Source organism: Vibrio sp. B7, from assembly GCF_963888765.1.
Classification (GTDB): domain Bacteria; phylum Pseudomonadota; class Gammaproteobacteria; order Enterobacterales; family Vibrionaceae; genus Vibrio; species Vibrio anguillarum.
The window spans coordinates 209,677-223,475 of record NZ_CAWPKR010000033.1; the positions used below are offsets into that span (position 1 = coordinate 209,677).

12 protein-coding genes and 8 tRNA genes are annotated in these 13,799 nt (G+C 45.7%); 19 read left to right on the forward strand and 1 reads right to left on the reverse strand.

Annotated elements, in window-relative coordinates; genetic code table 11:
- Positions 1-242 precede the first annotated feature (242 nt).
- Positions 243-1,133 carry a cysteine synthase CysM gene (gene cysM / locus AACV32_RS10480; protein ID WP_170895002.1) on the reverse strand — a complete coding sequence of 297 codons (891 nt, stop codon included), beginning with the start codon at positions 1,131-1,133 and terminating at the stop codon, positions 243-245.
- A gap of 213 nt (positions 1,134-1,346) precedes the next feature.
- Between cysM and cysP the strand changes: the two genes are divergently transcribed.
- From cysP to AACV32_RS10575, 19 genes are all read left to right on the forward strand, one after another.
- Positions 1,347-2,348, forward strand: coding sequence for a thiosulfate ABC transporter substrate-binding protein CysP (cysP, locus tag AACV32_RS10485; RefSeq protein WP_010320449.1), 1,002 nt, complete (start codon positions 1,347-1,349; stop codon positions 2,346-2,348).
- A gap of 66 nt (positions 2,349-2,414) precedes the next feature.
- Positions 2,415-3,272, forward strand: coding sequence for a sulfate/thiosulfate ABC transporter permease CysT (gene cysT, locus AACV32_RS10490; RefSeq protein WP_017046719.1), 858 nt, complete (start codon positions 2,415-2,417; stop codon positions 3,270-3,272).
- Between the two features lie 10 nt (positions 3,273-3,282).
- Entirely contained in the window at positions 3,283-4,146 is an 864-nt protein-coding gene (gene cysW, locus AACV32_RS10495; RefSeq protein ID WP_017046720.1) for a sulfate ABC transporter permease subunit CysW, read from the forward strand.
- Complete coding sequence (locus AACV32_RS10500) at positions 4,143-5,270, forward strand: sulfate/molybdate ABC transporter ATP-binding protein (RefSeq protein ID WP_017043744.1); 1,128 nt, start codon at positions 4,143-4,145, stop codon at positions 5,268-5,270. The genes cysW and AACV32_RS10500 overlap by 4 nt, the downstream gene beginning before the upstream one ends.
- Before the next feature lie 113 nt (positions 5,271-5,383).
- Entirely contained in the window at positions 5,384-5,875 is a 492-nt protein-coding gene (pncC, locus tag AACV32_RS10505) for a nicotinamide-nucleotide amidase (protein ID WP_088720873.1), read from the forward strand.
- Between the two features lie 133 nt (positions 5,876-6,008).
- The gene (gene recA, locus AACV32_RS10510; protein WP_010320444.1) at positions 6,009-7,055 is read left to right on the forward strand and encodes a recombinase RecA; all 1,047 of its coding nucleotides are present in this window, start codon (positions 6,009-6,011) and stop codon (positions 7,053-7,055) included.
- A gap of 35 nt (positions 7,056-7,090) precedes the next feature.
- On the forward strand, positions 7,091-7,594 hold the full coding sequence (gene recX / locus AACV32_RS10515) for a recombination regulator RecX (protein ID WP_170895001.1): 504 nt from the start codon (positions 7,091-7,093) through the stop codon (positions 7,592-7,594).
- Between the two features lie 121 nt (positions 7,595-7,715).
- Positions 7,716-10,298, forward strand: a complete 2,583-nt coding sequence (gene alaS / locus AACV32_RS10520) for an alanine--tRNA ligase (protein ID WP_013857704.1) — start codon at positions 7,716-7,718, stop codon at positions 10,296-10,298.
- 205 nt (positions 10,299-10,503) lie between these two features.
- Entirely contained in the window at positions 10,504-11,691 is a 1,188-nt protein-coding gene (locus AACV32_RS10525) for an aspartate kinase (RefSeq protein WP_013857703.1), read from the forward strand.
- Between the two features lie 92 nt (positions 11,692-11,783).
- On the forward strand, positions 11,784-11,981 hold the full coding sequence (csrA, locus tag AACV32_RS10530) for a carbon storage regulator CsrA (RefSeq protein WP_010320440.1): 198 nt from the start codon (positions 11,784-11,786) through the stop codon (positions 11,979-11,981).
- A 186-nt stretch (positions 11,982-12,167) separates the two neighbouring features.
- Positions 12,168-12,260, forward strand: a tRNA-Ser gene (locus AACV32_RS10535).
- 41 nt (positions 12,261-12,301) lie between these two features.
- Positions 12,302-12,378, forward strand: a tRNA-Arg gene (locus tag AACV32_RS10540).
- Between the two features lie 31 nt (positions 12,379-12,409).
- Positions 12,410-12,502, forward strand: a tRNA-Ser gene (locus AACV32_RS10545).
- 66 nt (positions 12,503-12,568) lie between these two features.
- Positions 12,569-12,645: transfer RNA gene (locus AACV32_RS10550), tRNA-Arg, on the forward strand.
- 36 nt (positions 12,646-12,681) lie between these two features.
- Positions 12,682-12,758, forward strand: a tRNA-Arg gene (locus tag AACV32_RS10555).
- Between the two features lie 66 nt (positions 12,759-12,824).
- Positions 12,825-12,901: transfer RNA gene (locus AACV32_RS10560), tRNA-Arg, on the forward strand.
- A 36-nt stretch (positions 12,902-12,937) separates the two neighbouring features.
- A tRNA-Arg gene (locus tag AACV32_RS10565) sits at positions 12,938-13,014 on the forward strand.
- 66 nt (positions 13,015-13,080) lie between these two features.
- A tRNA-Arg gene (locus AACV32_RS10570) sits at positions 13,081-13,157 on the forward strand.
- Positions 13,158-13,529: 372 nt separating this feature from the next.
- Positions 13,530-13,784, forward strand: a complete 255-nt coding sequence (locus tag AACV32_RS10575; RefSeq protein ID WP_040122944.1) for an oxaloacetate decarboxylase subunit gamma — start codon at positions 13,530-13,532, stop codon at positions 13,782-13,784.
- Positions 13,785-13,799 lie beyond the last annotated feature (15 nt).

Genomic DNA, 13,799 nt, shown 5'->3' on the forward strand with positions numbered 1-13,799 from the left:
TTATTCGTCACTCGATTATCAATGGCTGACTGTGAAAATGACCACCGTACAGAAATGGTTGTGGTCTTAGCTCTGACATGAGTTAGAAAGAATCGTCAGAACATGCATTTAAATAGTTGGAGAGGATAACAAACTTCGCTATTGCTGAGCAATCAAGGGATGCTGATGTGGAAGCAAAGCCAAGGGCTAAAAAGTGATGAGCGCGTTCAGCACTGATTAGCCCATTGGGTTGGAGATTTGATCTAAGAAAAAAGACCGGATGAGAGATAACGATCGCCTCGATCGCAAATGATGGCGACAACCACCGCACCGGGATTTTGTTGCGCGATTTGTAATGCAGCGAAAACCGCGCCTCCGGAGCTGACGCCAGCGCAAATGCCTTCTTCGGTCGCTAAAGCACGAGCCGTATTGATGGCATCTTGCTCTTTGATATCGAGTACCACATCAACACGTGATGATTCAAAAATGCCGGGCAAATAAGCTTGAGGCCAGCGGCGAATGCCCGGAATTGCACTGCCTTCTGCTGGTTGTAAACCGACAATGCTTATCTCTGGATTTTGCGTTTTTAGATAGCGAGAAGTGCCCATGATGGTGCCCGTTGTGCCCATACTTGAGACAAAGTGGGTGATTTCCCCGTGGCTTTGTTGCCAAATTTCTGGGCCAGTAGAATCAAAATGAGCTTGCGGGTTGTCGGGGTTATTGAATTGATCGAGCACTTTTCCTTTGCCTTCACTTTGCATTTTTAATGCTAAATCGCGCGCTCCTTCCATGCCTTGCTCTTTGCTGACTAAAATGAGCTCACAACCATACGCTTTCATCGCGTCTTTACGCTCTTGGGTGGCATTATCCGGCATGATTAAAATCATTTTGTAGCCTTTGATGGCGGCCGCCATTGCCAGCGCAATACCCGTGTTGCCGCTGGTCGCTTCAATGATGGTATCGCCCGGTTGGATCTCTTGGCGACGCTCTGCTTGCACTATCATATTGAGTGCTGGGCGATCTTTGACTGAACCTGCTGGGTTATTGCCTTCTAGCTTGACCAATACGGTGCTTGAGGTGTGAGCCGCCAGTCGCTGCAAGCGAACTAAAGGCGTTTGCCCGACATATGCTTCAATCGTTGGAAAGTCCGCCATCATGTTGTCCTTAATTTTTTTAGTCGGAAGAGTAAGATGACGTATCCACCTTACCGAACACTACTATAAAGTCGTGCTGGTAATTGGCATACAATTTATTGCTAGAGTTTATTCCAAAAAGTTCTAGTTATCCTCTTTGTTATAATTCATTTTCCTCATACTCTAATTGCCAAGGACGCCATTTTGGCCGTAGTGATTAGGGAGTAGCAATATATGAAGTTCATCAAGTCAGCCTTAGCCAGCTTATTAGCCGTAGGATCGTTGAATGTTTCGGCCGCGGATCAAACCATTCTCAACTCATCGTACGACATCGCTCGCGAGCTGTTTGCTTCTTATAACCCAGTGTTTGAAAAACACTGGCAACAAAAGACAGGCCAAACAGTGGAGATCAAACAGTCGCACGGTGGGTCATCTGCGCAAGCTCGCTCAATTTTGCAGGGGTTAGCCGCCGATGTAGTGACATTCAATCAGGTAACGGATGTTCAGGTGCTACACGATCGTGGCAAGCTTATCGATGCTAATTGGCAAGAAAAATTGCCCAATGCAAGCTCACCTTACTACTCCACGACCGCATTTTTAGTGCGCAAGGGAAATCCCAAAAATATTCAAGATTGGGGCGATCTCGCCAAAGCTGATGTGGCTTCTGTATTCCCCAATCCTAAAACCTCAGGTAATGCGCGTTATACCTATTTGGCCGCGGTCGGTTATGCACAAAAGACTTTTGGCAAAGAGAACCAAGCCGAGCAGGATCAATTCCTCAAACAATTTTTAGCTAATGTAGCGGTATTTGATACTGGCGGCCGTGGTGCGACTACTTCGTTTGTTGAACGTGGCATTGGCGATGTGCTGATTACGTTTGAATCTGAAGTGAACAATATTCGTCAGCAGTATGGCGTGGATGAATATCAAGTAGTGGTGCCTAAGACTTCTATCTTGGCCGAGTTTCCTGTGGCCGTGGTGGAAAAAAATGCCAAGCGTAAAGGCACGCTTGAGGTAGCTAACGAATATCTTGCTTATCTGTACAGTGAAGAAGCGCAACGTTTGCTGGCTGGGTTTAATTACCGCGTTCATGATGAAAAAGTGAACGCAGAATTTGCTGATCGCTTCCCTGAAGTTGAATTGCTAACAGTTGAGAGCATTGCTGGCGGGTGGGAAAATGCCATGAAACTTCATTTTGCCAATGGCGCGAAGCTTGACCAACTTCAACGTCGTTAATTCGTCATCGCCACCTGCGCTGAGTGTGGGTGGTTTTCTTACGCATCCGTTTTGTTTCGAGGGTTTATGAGCCATTCCTTCACCGCTTCTTTATCTCGCCCACGCCATAAAAGGGTGCTACCCGGATTTGGTATTAGCCTCGGTACTTCGCTGTTTTTTGTCAGCTTAGTGCTGCTATTGCCCGCTAGTGGCTTGATTATGCAGACGAGCCAAATGTCGCTCACCGAGTATTGGCAGGTGGTGGCGGACCCTCGTGTACTGGCCAGTTACAAAGTAACGGTGGGCGCAGCACTCATCGCCTCATTGTTTAATGGCTTGCTAGGATTATTACTCGCTTGGGTGCTGGTTCGTTATGATTTTTATGGCAAACGTATTCTTGATGCTTTAGTCGATTTACCGTTTGCTTTGCCTACCGCCGTTGCAGGCATCACGTTGGCGACGCTTTACTCATCCAATGGCTGGGTGGGCAGCGTACTTGGCGAGCTTGGAATTAAAGTGGCTTATACCCCCTTGGGGATTGTTGTCGCGATGGCGTTTACCAGTATTCCGTTTGTGGTACGCACGGTACAACCCGTCTTGGAAGAGATATCCAAAGAAGAGGAAGAAGCGGGAATGACGTTAGGCGCATCAGACAGCGCCGTATTTTGGAAAGTGATCATGCCTTCGATTCGTCCAGCACTATTGGTTGGTATTGCACTCTCATTTACGCGTAGCTTGGGCGAGTTTGGTGCAGTGATTTTCATTGCGGGCAATATGCCTTACGTCAGTGAAATTACCTCATTAATGATTTTTGTACGCTTACAAGAATTTGATTTTCCGGCGGCGAGTGCCATTGCCTCGGTAGTATTGATGGCATCGTTATCGCTGCTACTACTGATCAATCTATGGCAGGGCGCATACCTGCGTCGAATTCATGGACGTTAAGGAACCGATAATGAAAGCACATCAACCGTTACGAGTCGGTGAAGCACCTTGGGTGAAGTGGAGTTTGATTGGCTTTGCGCTGTTTTGGGTTGCATTGTTGCTGATTATCCCGCTAGTGAGCATTTTCAAACAAGCCTTTGCTAGTGGTTTATCGACTTATATTAGTCATTTAATTGAACCCGATACGCGTCATGCCATTGGTTTAACACTGCTAGTTGCGCTACTCACGGTGCCAATTAACTTAGTGTTCGGCGTGTTATTAGCTTGGGCAGTGACTCGTTTTGAATTTCCGGGTAGAAAAATATTAACCACTTTAATTGATATTCCGTTTGCCGTATCACCGGTTGTTGCAGGCCTTCTGTATTTACTGCTTTACGGCAGCAGCGGTTGGTTGGGCGAGTGGTTGTTTGAGCGCGATCTGCAAGTGATGTTTGCTTGGCCGGGAATTTTATTGGTCACGGTTTTTGTGACTTGCCCGTTTGTTGCGCGTGAGCTGATCCCGCTGATGCAGCAGCAAGGCCGATCAGATGAAGAAGCGGCGGTTATTTTGGGTGCATCTTGGTGGCAACTGTTTCGTCGCGTCACCTTACCGAATATTAAATGGGCACTGATTTACGGTGTCATCCTAACCAATGCGCGTGCCATTGGTGAATTTGGCGCAGTAGCGGTTGTGTCTGGCAATATTCGTGGTGAAACCAATACCTTACCGCTACATGTGCAGCTACTGTATGAAGATTATCAATCGGAAGCGGCGTTTGCTAGCGCCTCACTATTGGCTTTCATTGCATTATTAACCTTAGTTTTTAAAGCTTATGTTGAATGGCGTCAACACAACAATCAGACAAAAACGAACAGAGAGCAAGAGACGGTATGAGTATACGTTTAGACAACATTTCCAAACAATTTGGTCAATTTCAAGCGCTCTCTCCGCTCTCGTTACAGATTGATGATGGCGAGATGATTGGCTTACTTGGTCCTTCAGGCTCAGGCAAAACCACTTTGTTGCGTATTATTGCCGGCCTTGAAGGTGCTGATAGCGGAACCATTCATTTTAGAGATCGCGATGTGACTCATGTCCACGTCCGCGAGCGCCGAGTTGGCTTTGTGTTTCAAAACTACGCACTTTTTCGTCATATGACGGTGGCCGACAATGTCGCGTTTGGTTTGCAAGTGATGGATCGCCGTCATAGACCAGCGGCGGCGGAAATAACCAAAAGAGTCAAACAGCTGTTGGATATTGTACAACTTGGCCATTTAGCTGAGCGCTATCCTGAACAACTTTCCGGTGGGCAAAAGCAGCGCATCGCCTTGGCTCGCGCTCTTGCAACAAAGCCGGAAGTGCTACTGCTGGATGAGCCTTTTGGCGCACTGGATGCCAAAGTGCGTAAAGAATTGCGCCGCTGGTTGCGCAGCTTGCATGAAGAGCTCGGTTTTACGAGCGTATTTGTCACCCACGATCAAGATGAAGCACTTGAACTCTCTGATCGCGTGGTCGTGATGAGCAATGGCCGCATCGAACAGATCGACTCGCCAGTACAGCTTTATGCTCAACCGAACAGTCGCTTCGTCTTTGACTTTTTTGGCAATGTGAATGTATTCCAAGCCAACTGGAATAACGAGCAGTGGGTCAACGGCCAATCGTTTATCTTACCGCCGAAAGATCACGCGATTAATCAATCAGGAAAGTTGTATGTGCGCAGCCATGAGTTGAGCCTATCGAATAAACAAAATAGCCAAGCTTCATTGCCTTTTGAAGTGGTCTCCGTTAACCCTGTTGGCGCTGAAGTGCGAGTGGAACTTGCGCCAGTAGGCTGGGAGAGTGAGCAATTATGGGAAGCAAAATTAACCCATAGAGCATTGAGTGAACAACCACTCACACGAGGCGACAAAACCTTTGCTACACCACAAGTGGGCTACTTTTTTGGTGGAGAGAGCAGCACTCCGCACACCATTCGTTGGCCATTCTTAGACGCAGATAGTTTAATGTTTGAGATCTAAATACAACGGACGAACGATTCAGAATGGGTACGCTTGCGTGCCCATTCTGTTTTCTGGAGATTCAATCTGCTATAAAGGTTCAAGCAAGATAACGTGGCTTTGGAGAGAGCGTAATGAAAGCGATTTTTGCATTAAGTGAACAATTAGGTCAGCAATTGTTAGCACAAAAAGAGATCCTCACCAGTGCTGAATCATGCACTGGCGGTGGTGTGGCATTTGCACTTACCGAGGTTGCAGGAAGTTCGGCTTGGTTTGAACGATCGTTTGTGACCTACAGTAATCTTGCTAAACAAGAGATGCTCGGTGTCAAAGCACAGACACTGGTGGATTTTGGCGCGGTTTCAGAACCCGTGGTGCGCGAAATGGTACAAGGAGCACTTTTGCATTCCCAAGCCACTATTGGTGTAGCGATCAGTGGTATTGCTGGTCCTGACGGCGGTAGCGCAGAAAAACCAGTGGGAAGCGTATGCTTTGCATGGGCTTCTAAACAAGGCTGGGAACGTGCTGAGACGCTTTGTTTTAAAGGCGATCGCGCGCAGGTGCGCAAGCAGGCGATTACTCATGCATTACAAGTGGTGAGTCACTTTTTATCGCAGCCAAATTGAACCTAGTCGAAATTTTTTCGACACAGCTATAGACACTGTATGAATCAACAGTATAATTAACCCCAATTGGCGACTAAAGAGTCGATAAAAAATTTAACGAGCCGCTACCCACAGCGACAGTTTGGAGAAAGTAATGGACGAAAATAAGCAGAAGGCGTTAGCCGCAGCACTGGGTCAAATTGAAAAGCAATTTGGTAAAGGTTCGATCATGCGCCTTGGTGACAACCGTACAATGGATGTTGAAACCATTTCTACCGGTTCACTTTCTTTGGATATTGCATTGGGTGCTGGCGGTTTACCAATGGGACGTATCGTGGAAGTCTACGGCCCTGAATCATCAGGAAAAACAACGTTAACGCTGGAATTGATCGCAGCAGCACAACGAGTGGGTAAAACCTGTGCTTTTATCGATGCAGAACATGCCCTTGACCCAATTTATGCTAAAAAACTGGGTGTAAACATCGATGAGCTGTTGGTTTCACAACCTGATACGGGTGAACAAGCGCTTGAAATTTGTGATGCCTTGGCTCGTTCTGGTGCCATTGATGTTATCGTCATTGACTCAGTGGCTGCACTGACACCAAAAGCTGAAATTGAAGGTGAAATGGGCGATAGCCACATGGGCTTGCAAGCACGTATGCTTTCTCAAGCGATGCGTAAGTTAACGGGTAACCTAAAACAGTCCAACTGCATGTGCATCTTCATTAACCAGATCCGTATGAAAATTGGTGTGATGTTTGGTAACCCTGAAACCACAACAGGTGGTAATGCCCTTAAATTCTACGCTTCAGTTCGTTTAGATATTCGTCGTACAGGCTCTATTAAAGAGGGTGACGAAGTCGTGGGTAACGAAACGCGTATTAAAGTGGTTAAGAACAAAATCGCGGCTCCCTTTAAACAAGCGGATACTCAAATTCTTTACGGACAAGGTTTTAACCGTGAAGGTGAATTGGTTGATCTTGGCGTGAAACATAAATTGGTTGAGAAAGCGGGTGCTTGGTATAGCTATAACGGTGATAAAATTGGTCAAGGTAAAGCAAACGCCTGTAAATTCTTGAGAGAGAATCCGGCTGCAGCTATGGCTCTTGATACTAAGTTACGTGAAATGCTGCTCAATCCAGCCGAGTTAATTGTTGAAGAACCTATTTTGAGCGAAATGCCTCAAGAAGAAGAGTTGTAATATTCTCCACGTTTATATTTCAACAAAGCCCTGCAATGCAGGGCTTTGTTTTATCCATGACCAATAGGGACAGTATGTATTCCTCTAAATTCAAATCGACGTTATCGTGCAAAGAGTGTGCATTGCAATTACTGAGCCGGCGAGATCACAGCGAGCATGAGCTACAGCAAAAGCTCATGAGTAAAGGGTATGATGCGGAAATTATCGTTAAAACAATTAGTTACTGCCTTGATAACCATTATTTGGATGAACTGCGCTATGCCGCAAGTCAAATAAGACAACATGTCACTAAAGGTCATGGTGAGCGGCGCATTCGACAAGAGCTGAGCCAAAAAAGAGTCAGTAGCGATGATATTGAAACCGCTTTATATCAAGAGCCTCAAGATTGGTTTGAATTGGCAAAAGCAGTGGCTGAAAAAAAATTCAGAGAACCTGCGGAAAAAGGTTCAAAAGAACATGCCAAACAAGTGCGTTTTTTGCAGTATCGAGGCTTTAGCTTCGAGCAAATTAGCTACGCTTTATCATCATCGGAAGCTTAACTCTTCGTCTGATCCGCAATTTATTTCCTGCCATGCCTTTTCTATAAGAAAACTAGTCGAACTCTTGTCCATGCTTTACAATAACGCAAAATTCTAACTTGAGTATTTCAGGAAGAGCTGCATGTTTATGAGCACTGATGAGGTTCGCCGCGCGTTCCTCTCGTTCTTTGAAAGTAAAGGACACCAAATTGTTGATAGTTCATCATTAGTCCCCGCTAATGACCCAACCCTGTTGTTCACAAATGCAGGAATGAACCAATTTAAAGATTGTTTTCTTGGTTTAGAAAAGCGTGCTTATACACGTGCAACAACGGCGCAACGTTGTGTGCGAGCTGGTGGTAAGCATAACGATCTGGAAAACGTTGGTTTTACCGCTCGTCACCATACCTTTTTTGAAATGTTGGGTAACTTCAGCTTTGGTGATTATTTCAAAGAAGACGCTATTGCATACGCGTGGGAGTTTCTTACTGTAACACTCAAGTTGCCCGCTGATCGTCTACTGGTTACCGTGTATGAAACCGATGATGAAGCATTTGATATCTGGAATAAAAAAGTAGGCATTCCGGCTGAGCGCATTATTCGCATTGGCGATAAACCGGGTGGTAAAGCTTATGAGTCAGACAACTTCTGGCAAATGGGTGACACGGGTCCGTGTGGTCCTTGTACTGAAATTTTCTATGATCATGGCGATCATATCTGGGGTGGTCCTCCAGGTTCGGCAGAGGAAGATGGCGATCGTTTCATTGAAATTTGGAACAACGTCTTCATGCAGTTTAACCGTCATGCCGATGGCACGATGGAGCCACTTCCAAAACCTTCCGTTGATACTGGTATGGGTATTGAACGTATTTCTGCGATCATGCAGGGTGTTCACTCAAACTATGAAATTGATGTGTTTCAAGCCTTGATTAAAGCCGCCGCTGAGGTGACGGGTTATGACGATCTTTCCAATCAATCGCTACGCGTTGTTGCTGATCACATCCGTTCTTGTGCTTTCTTGATTGTGGATGGTGTAATGCCATCGAATGAAGGTCGTGGCTATGTACTGCGTCGGATTATTCGTCGAGCGGTGCGTCATGGTAATAAATTGGGCGCGCAAGGTGCCTTCTTCCACAAACTGGTTGGCCCATTAGCACAAGTGATGGGAACGGCTGGTGAAGAACTGAAAAAGCAGCAAGCGCTTGTAGAAAAAGTGCTGCGCATTGAAGAAGAGAACTTCGGTCGCACTCTTGAACGCGGTATGGCGATCCTCAATGATGCACTCGATAATTTAGAGGGTAGCGTACTGGATGGTGAAACTGTCTTTAAACTTTACGATACCTACGGTTTTCCGGCTGATTTAACGAATGATGTTGCACGTGAACGTGAGCTGACCATTGACGAACAAGGTTTCGAAAAAGCGATGGAAGAGCAGCGTCAACGAGCGCGTGAAGCGGGCCAATTTGGCACTGACTACAATGCAATCATTAAAGTTGATACCAATACCGCTTTCTGTGGCTACAGCGCGACACAAGGCGAGAGCCGCATTGCCGCTATGTTTGTTGACGGCAATGAAGTTGACACTCTATCTGCGGGTGATAAAGCGATTTTGATCTTGGGCGAAACACCTTTCTACGCTGAATCCGGTGGTCAATGTGGTGATGCGGGTGTTATTCAAACGGCCACGGGCTTGTTTAAAGTTGAAGATACACAAAAACTCGGCAACGCCATTGCTCATCACGGTGAACTCATCGAGGGCGTACTCGCCAAAGGCGATGAAGCGAAAGCCATTGTTGATGCTAAGCGCCGCGCTGCAATTTCACTCAACCACTCCGCCACACATTTATTGCATGCTGCACTTCGACAAGTATTAGGTTCGCACGTGGCGCAAAAAGGCTCATTGGTAAAAGCGGAAAGCTTGCGTTTTGACTTCTCTCATTTAGAAGCAATGACGCCCGTAGAGCTAAAAGAAGTGGAACGTCTAGTGAACGCGCAAATTCGCCGTAACCACACGATTGAAACTAATATTATGGACATCGAAGCGGCAAAAGCCAAAGGTGCTATGGCACTGTTTGGTGAAAAATACGACGATGAAGTTCGTGTATTGTCGATGGGTGATTTCTCAACCGAACTGTGTGGTGGTATTCACGCAAGTAACACCGGTGATATCGGCCTATTCAAAATAGTTTCTGAAGGCGGTATTGCTGCTGGCATTCGTCGTATTGAAGCGGTGACGGGTGAAGGCGCGCTGGATCTATTGGATCAACAGCAGGCTCAATATGAAGTCAAAGTGGCTGAAATGGCGGCCAAAGCGAAATCTTTGGAAAAAGAGTTGCAGCAGTTAAAAGATAAACTTGCAGCGAAAGAAAGTGCCAATCTGATCAGCAATGTAAAAGAGATTGCGGGTGTGAAAGTGCTAGTTGCTCAACTTAATGGCGCCGATAACAAAGCGCTGCGTGGTATGGTTGATGAGCTAAAAAATCAGTTAGGCAGTGGCATTATCATGCTGGGTAATGTGGCTGATGATAAAGTGGGTTTGATTGCGGGTGTGACCAAAGATCTTACCGCTAAAGTTAAAGCTGGGGAGCTGGTCAATATGGTTGCCTTGCAAGTGGGTGGTAAAGGTGGCGGCCGTCCGGATATGGCTCAAGCGGGAGGTACGGATGTTAATGCCTTGCCTAGCGCTTTAGCTTCAGTAGATGCTTGGATTGCTGAGCATCTATAAACCGCTGTAATAAGTCACGCTCAATCACTGTTTTTTGATTGGGCGTAATTTTATTTACCAAACCAAGTGGTCTAATTGGCGCAATAGGATACGAGCCAGTTATCTGCTTGGTTTTGTTTTTGTAACTACTGAATCGATACTCAACATAGTGCTCTGCTTTCGATTTGGTCCTAATGAGACTTTGGTCTTGGGAAGGTGAAGATAGGTGAAAAAGCCCCTTATCGTGCAAAAGTTTGGCGGAACCTCTGTGGGTTCAATAGAACGAATCCATACCGTCGCTGAACACATCATTAAGGCGAAGAATGATGGTAATCAAGTGGTTGTAGTTGTTTCTGCAATGTCAGGAGAAACCAATCGACTGTTGGGCTTAGCACAACAAATCGATAGTGTACCAACTGCAAGGGAACTTGATGTTTTGCTCTCTGCTGGTGAGCAAGTGTCTATGGCGCTATTAGCGATGACACTCAATAAATTAGGCTATTCAGCTCGCTCACTAACCGGAGCTCAAGCGAATATTGTGACCGATAATCAACACAATGACGCGACGATTAAAATGATTGATACTCGAACGATTACCGAGTTGCTGGCACAAGATCATATTGTGGTGGTAGCGGGTTTTCAGGGTGTGAATGAGAATGGGGATATCACCACTTTAGGACGTGGAGGTTCTGATACTAGCGCTGTGACGCTAGCGGGAGCTCTTAAAGCCGATGAGTGTCAAATATTCACTGATGTGGATGGCGTTTACACATGTGATCCACGTGTGGTTGCAACGGCTCAAAAATTAGAGATCGTTGATTTCCCGTCAATGGAAGAAATGGCACGTAAAGGCGCTAAAGTTCTGCATTTACCTTGTGTGCAATATGCGTGGGAAAATGAAGTTCCTTTACGCGTACTGTCTACTTTTGATGTAAACGCAGGCAGTCTAATCAAAGGTGAGCAGTGTCATAAAGCAGTATGTGGCATTGCGATTCAACGCGATATGGCGCTGATTACTGTGCAACATGATCATTTCCCGAGTTTAGCCAAGCAGTGCCAAATGCTCGGTGTGGAAGTGTGGAGTGTGATCGAAGAGGCAGAATGGACAGGTGTCATTATAAAACGAGACGCTTGTGCTAAATTAGCTCTGGTTTTCAATGACAAAATCCGTAATAGTGAACCCGTTAGTTTATTGACCACGGTAGGTTTACTAGCTCAGGAATTAGTTGAACGCTCATGTGAATTACTTGCAGAACAAGGGATCGAAGTGAGTTCCCTTTCGGTTGATAAACAATCGTTAATGCTAGTTATGCAGCCACAACATGTTGATAAGGCAGCCAATATTTTACATGAGGCCTATATAACGTCAGATGAGCTATTAGCTTTTCACCTAAAACATGTCTCTTTAGGGTGAGAGCGCACTAATAGATAGTTTACGAAAATATAACTTTTAGTGGATAATAGCGCAGTTGCAATATAATACAGAGATTACTCAAGGAGCAAAGAATGCTAATTTTGACTCGCCGCGTTGGCGAAACACTAATGATCGGTGATGAAGTGACAGTAACAGTTCTTGGTGTAAAAGGTAATCAAGTGCGTATCGGTGTGAATGCACCGAAAGAGGTTTCTGTCCACCGTGAAGAAATCTACATGCGCATTCAAGCTGAAAAAGGTAATGGTAGTGTTGCACCTAGCAACTACTAATTATCTCAAGGAAGGCCAGCGAATTTTTCTGGCCTTTTTTATGCTTTGAAGTCACTGATATGACAGAAAAGTTTAATTTCACAGCGCTTTGATTAAATAGCCAACGGTTGATTTGATTTTTGTCGCTTTTACCAAGAAAGTGTTTGACATATTTTTGGTAAAAAGTAATATGTGCCTCCGCAAGACGGTGAGGTGGCCGAGAGGCCGAAGGCGCTCCCCTGCTAAGGGAGTATACGGTTTATAGCCGTATCGAGGGTTCGAATCCCTCCCTCACCGCCATTCTTGCTTATTTGGTTTAGCATCCAAATAAAGAACAATGTGCGTCCTTAGCTCAGCTGGATAGAGTACCTGGCTACGAACCAGGCGGTCGGAGGTTCGAATCCTCCAGGACGCGCCATATTCTTTCGTAAGATTGAATGTGAAAATGCGGTGAGGTGGCCGAGAGGCCGAAGGCGCTCCCCTGCTAAGGGAGTATACGGTTTATAGCCGTATCGAGGGTTCGAATCCCTCCCTCACCGCCATTTATTGACCATGAGTCAATTTTTTTGTTCAGAAATAAAATTTTTGTGATGTAATTCACATCTTGCGCGCTCATAGCTCAGCTGGATAGAGTACCTGGCTACGAACCAGGCGGTCGGAGGTTCGAATCCTTCTGAGCGCGCCACTTATTTAAAGTTAGTGATACTGTCATTAACTCTGCGCGTCCTTAGCTCAGCTGGATAGAGTACCTGGCTACGAACCAGGCGGTCGGAGGTTCGAATCCTCCAGGACGCGCCACTTATTCATAGGGTCATTGCTCCTGATACTGTTAGTGATTATCGCTAATTAATATCAAAACTTTGCGCGCTCATAGCTCAGCTGGATAGAGTACCTGGCTACGAACCAGGCGGTCGGAGGTTCGAATCCTCCTGAGCGCGCCACTTATTAAAAGTTAGTGATACTGTCATTAACTCTGCGCGTCCTTAGCTCAGCTGGATAGAGTACCTGGCTACGAACCAGGCGGTCGGAGGTTCGAATCCTCCAGGACGCGCCACTTATTCAAAGGGTCATTGATCCTGATATTGTTAGCGATTATCGCTGATTAATATCAAAACTTTGCGCGCTCATAGCTCAGCTGGATAGAGTACCTGGCTACGAACCAGGCGGTCGGAGGTTCGAATCCTCCTGAGCGCGCCATTTATTAAGAAGCCTCGCATTGTGCGGGGCTTTTTTATGTTGGTTTTTTGTTGCTATTTTGTTAAATTTAAAATGGCAACTATTTGTTTTATCTTGTTAATCTGCAATGTTTTAACTCCCTCTCAGTATCTGCATCATTTTTTGATTAACGTAGCCGTATTGGCTAGTTAAATGCCCTTCTTAATAGAGAAAATTCAGAGTTTTGTGATTTGTGTGAGTAATTGTTCGCCGATTTTGTGTGTTATCTACAAGAGTCCCTTAAACAAAATTGACAATTATTAACCAATCGAGATAATCCTAGTCCACTTGCCAAGATCGCATTTGTAAAAATGCGTAGCAATTGTTGTCAGGATGACACAGAAAGGAAGCAACATGACTACTATTGGAAGCCTATTAGTTGACGCCGCCACCCTTATGATTACGGGGATGGCTGTAGTCTTTATTTTTCTAACTATTCTCGTTTATCTCGTTCAGTTAATGTCAACCTTGGTACCGGAAGAAGTACCACAACCGATCGCAGCGCCGATTCAACATCGAAAAGTTCAACCAACCCCTTCAGCTGTGAGCCCGCAAATTGTGGCGGCAATTTCTGCAGCAGTGCATCAGCACCGCGCATTAGCTAAATAGCATAGAAAGGATGAA

Bases quoted from the DNA above. Each gene is read 5' to 3' on its own strand.
- recX (WP_170895001.1), top strand. From the start codon at position 7,091: ATGCAGGGCTTTGTTTTATCCATGACCAATAGGGACAGTATGTATTCC.
- pncC (WP_088720873.1), top strand. From the start codon at position 5,384: ATGAAAGCGATTTTTGCATTAAGTGAACAATTAGGTCAGCAATTGTTA.
- recA (WP_010320444.1), top strand. From the start codon at position 6,009: ATGGACGAAAATAAGCAGAAGGCGTTAGCCGCAGCACTGGGTCAAATT.
- cysM (WP_170895002.1), bottom strand. From the start codon at position 1,133: ATGGCGGACTTTCCAACGATTGAAGCATATGTCGGGCAAACGCCTTTA.
- cysT (WP_017046719.1), top strand. From the start codon at position 2,415: ATGAGCCATTCCTTCACCGCTTCTTTATCTCGCCCACGCCATAAAAGG.
- alaS (WP_013857704.1), top strand. From the start codon at position 7,716: ATGTTTATGAGCACTGATGAGGTTCGCCGCGCGTTCCTCTCGTTCTTT.
- AACV32_RS10575 (WP_040122944.1), top strand. From the start codon at position 13,530: ATGACTACTATTGGAAGCCTATTAGTTGACGCCGCCACCCTTATGATT.
- csrA (WP_010320440.1), top strand. From the start codon at position 11,784: ATGCTAATTTTGACTCGCCGCGTTGGCGAAACACTAATGATCGGTGAT.
- AACV32_RS10500 (WP_017043744.1), top strand. From the start codon at position 4,143: ATGAGTATACGTTTAGACAACATTTCCAAACAATTTGGTCAATTTCAA.
- cysW (WP_017046720.1), top strand. From the start codon at position 3,283: ATGAAAGCACATCAACCGTTACGAGTCGGTGAAGCACCTTGGGTGAAG.
- cysP (WP_010320449.1), top strand. From the start codon at position 1,347: ATGAAGTTCATCAAGTCAGCCTTAGCCAGCTTATTAGCCGTAGGATCG.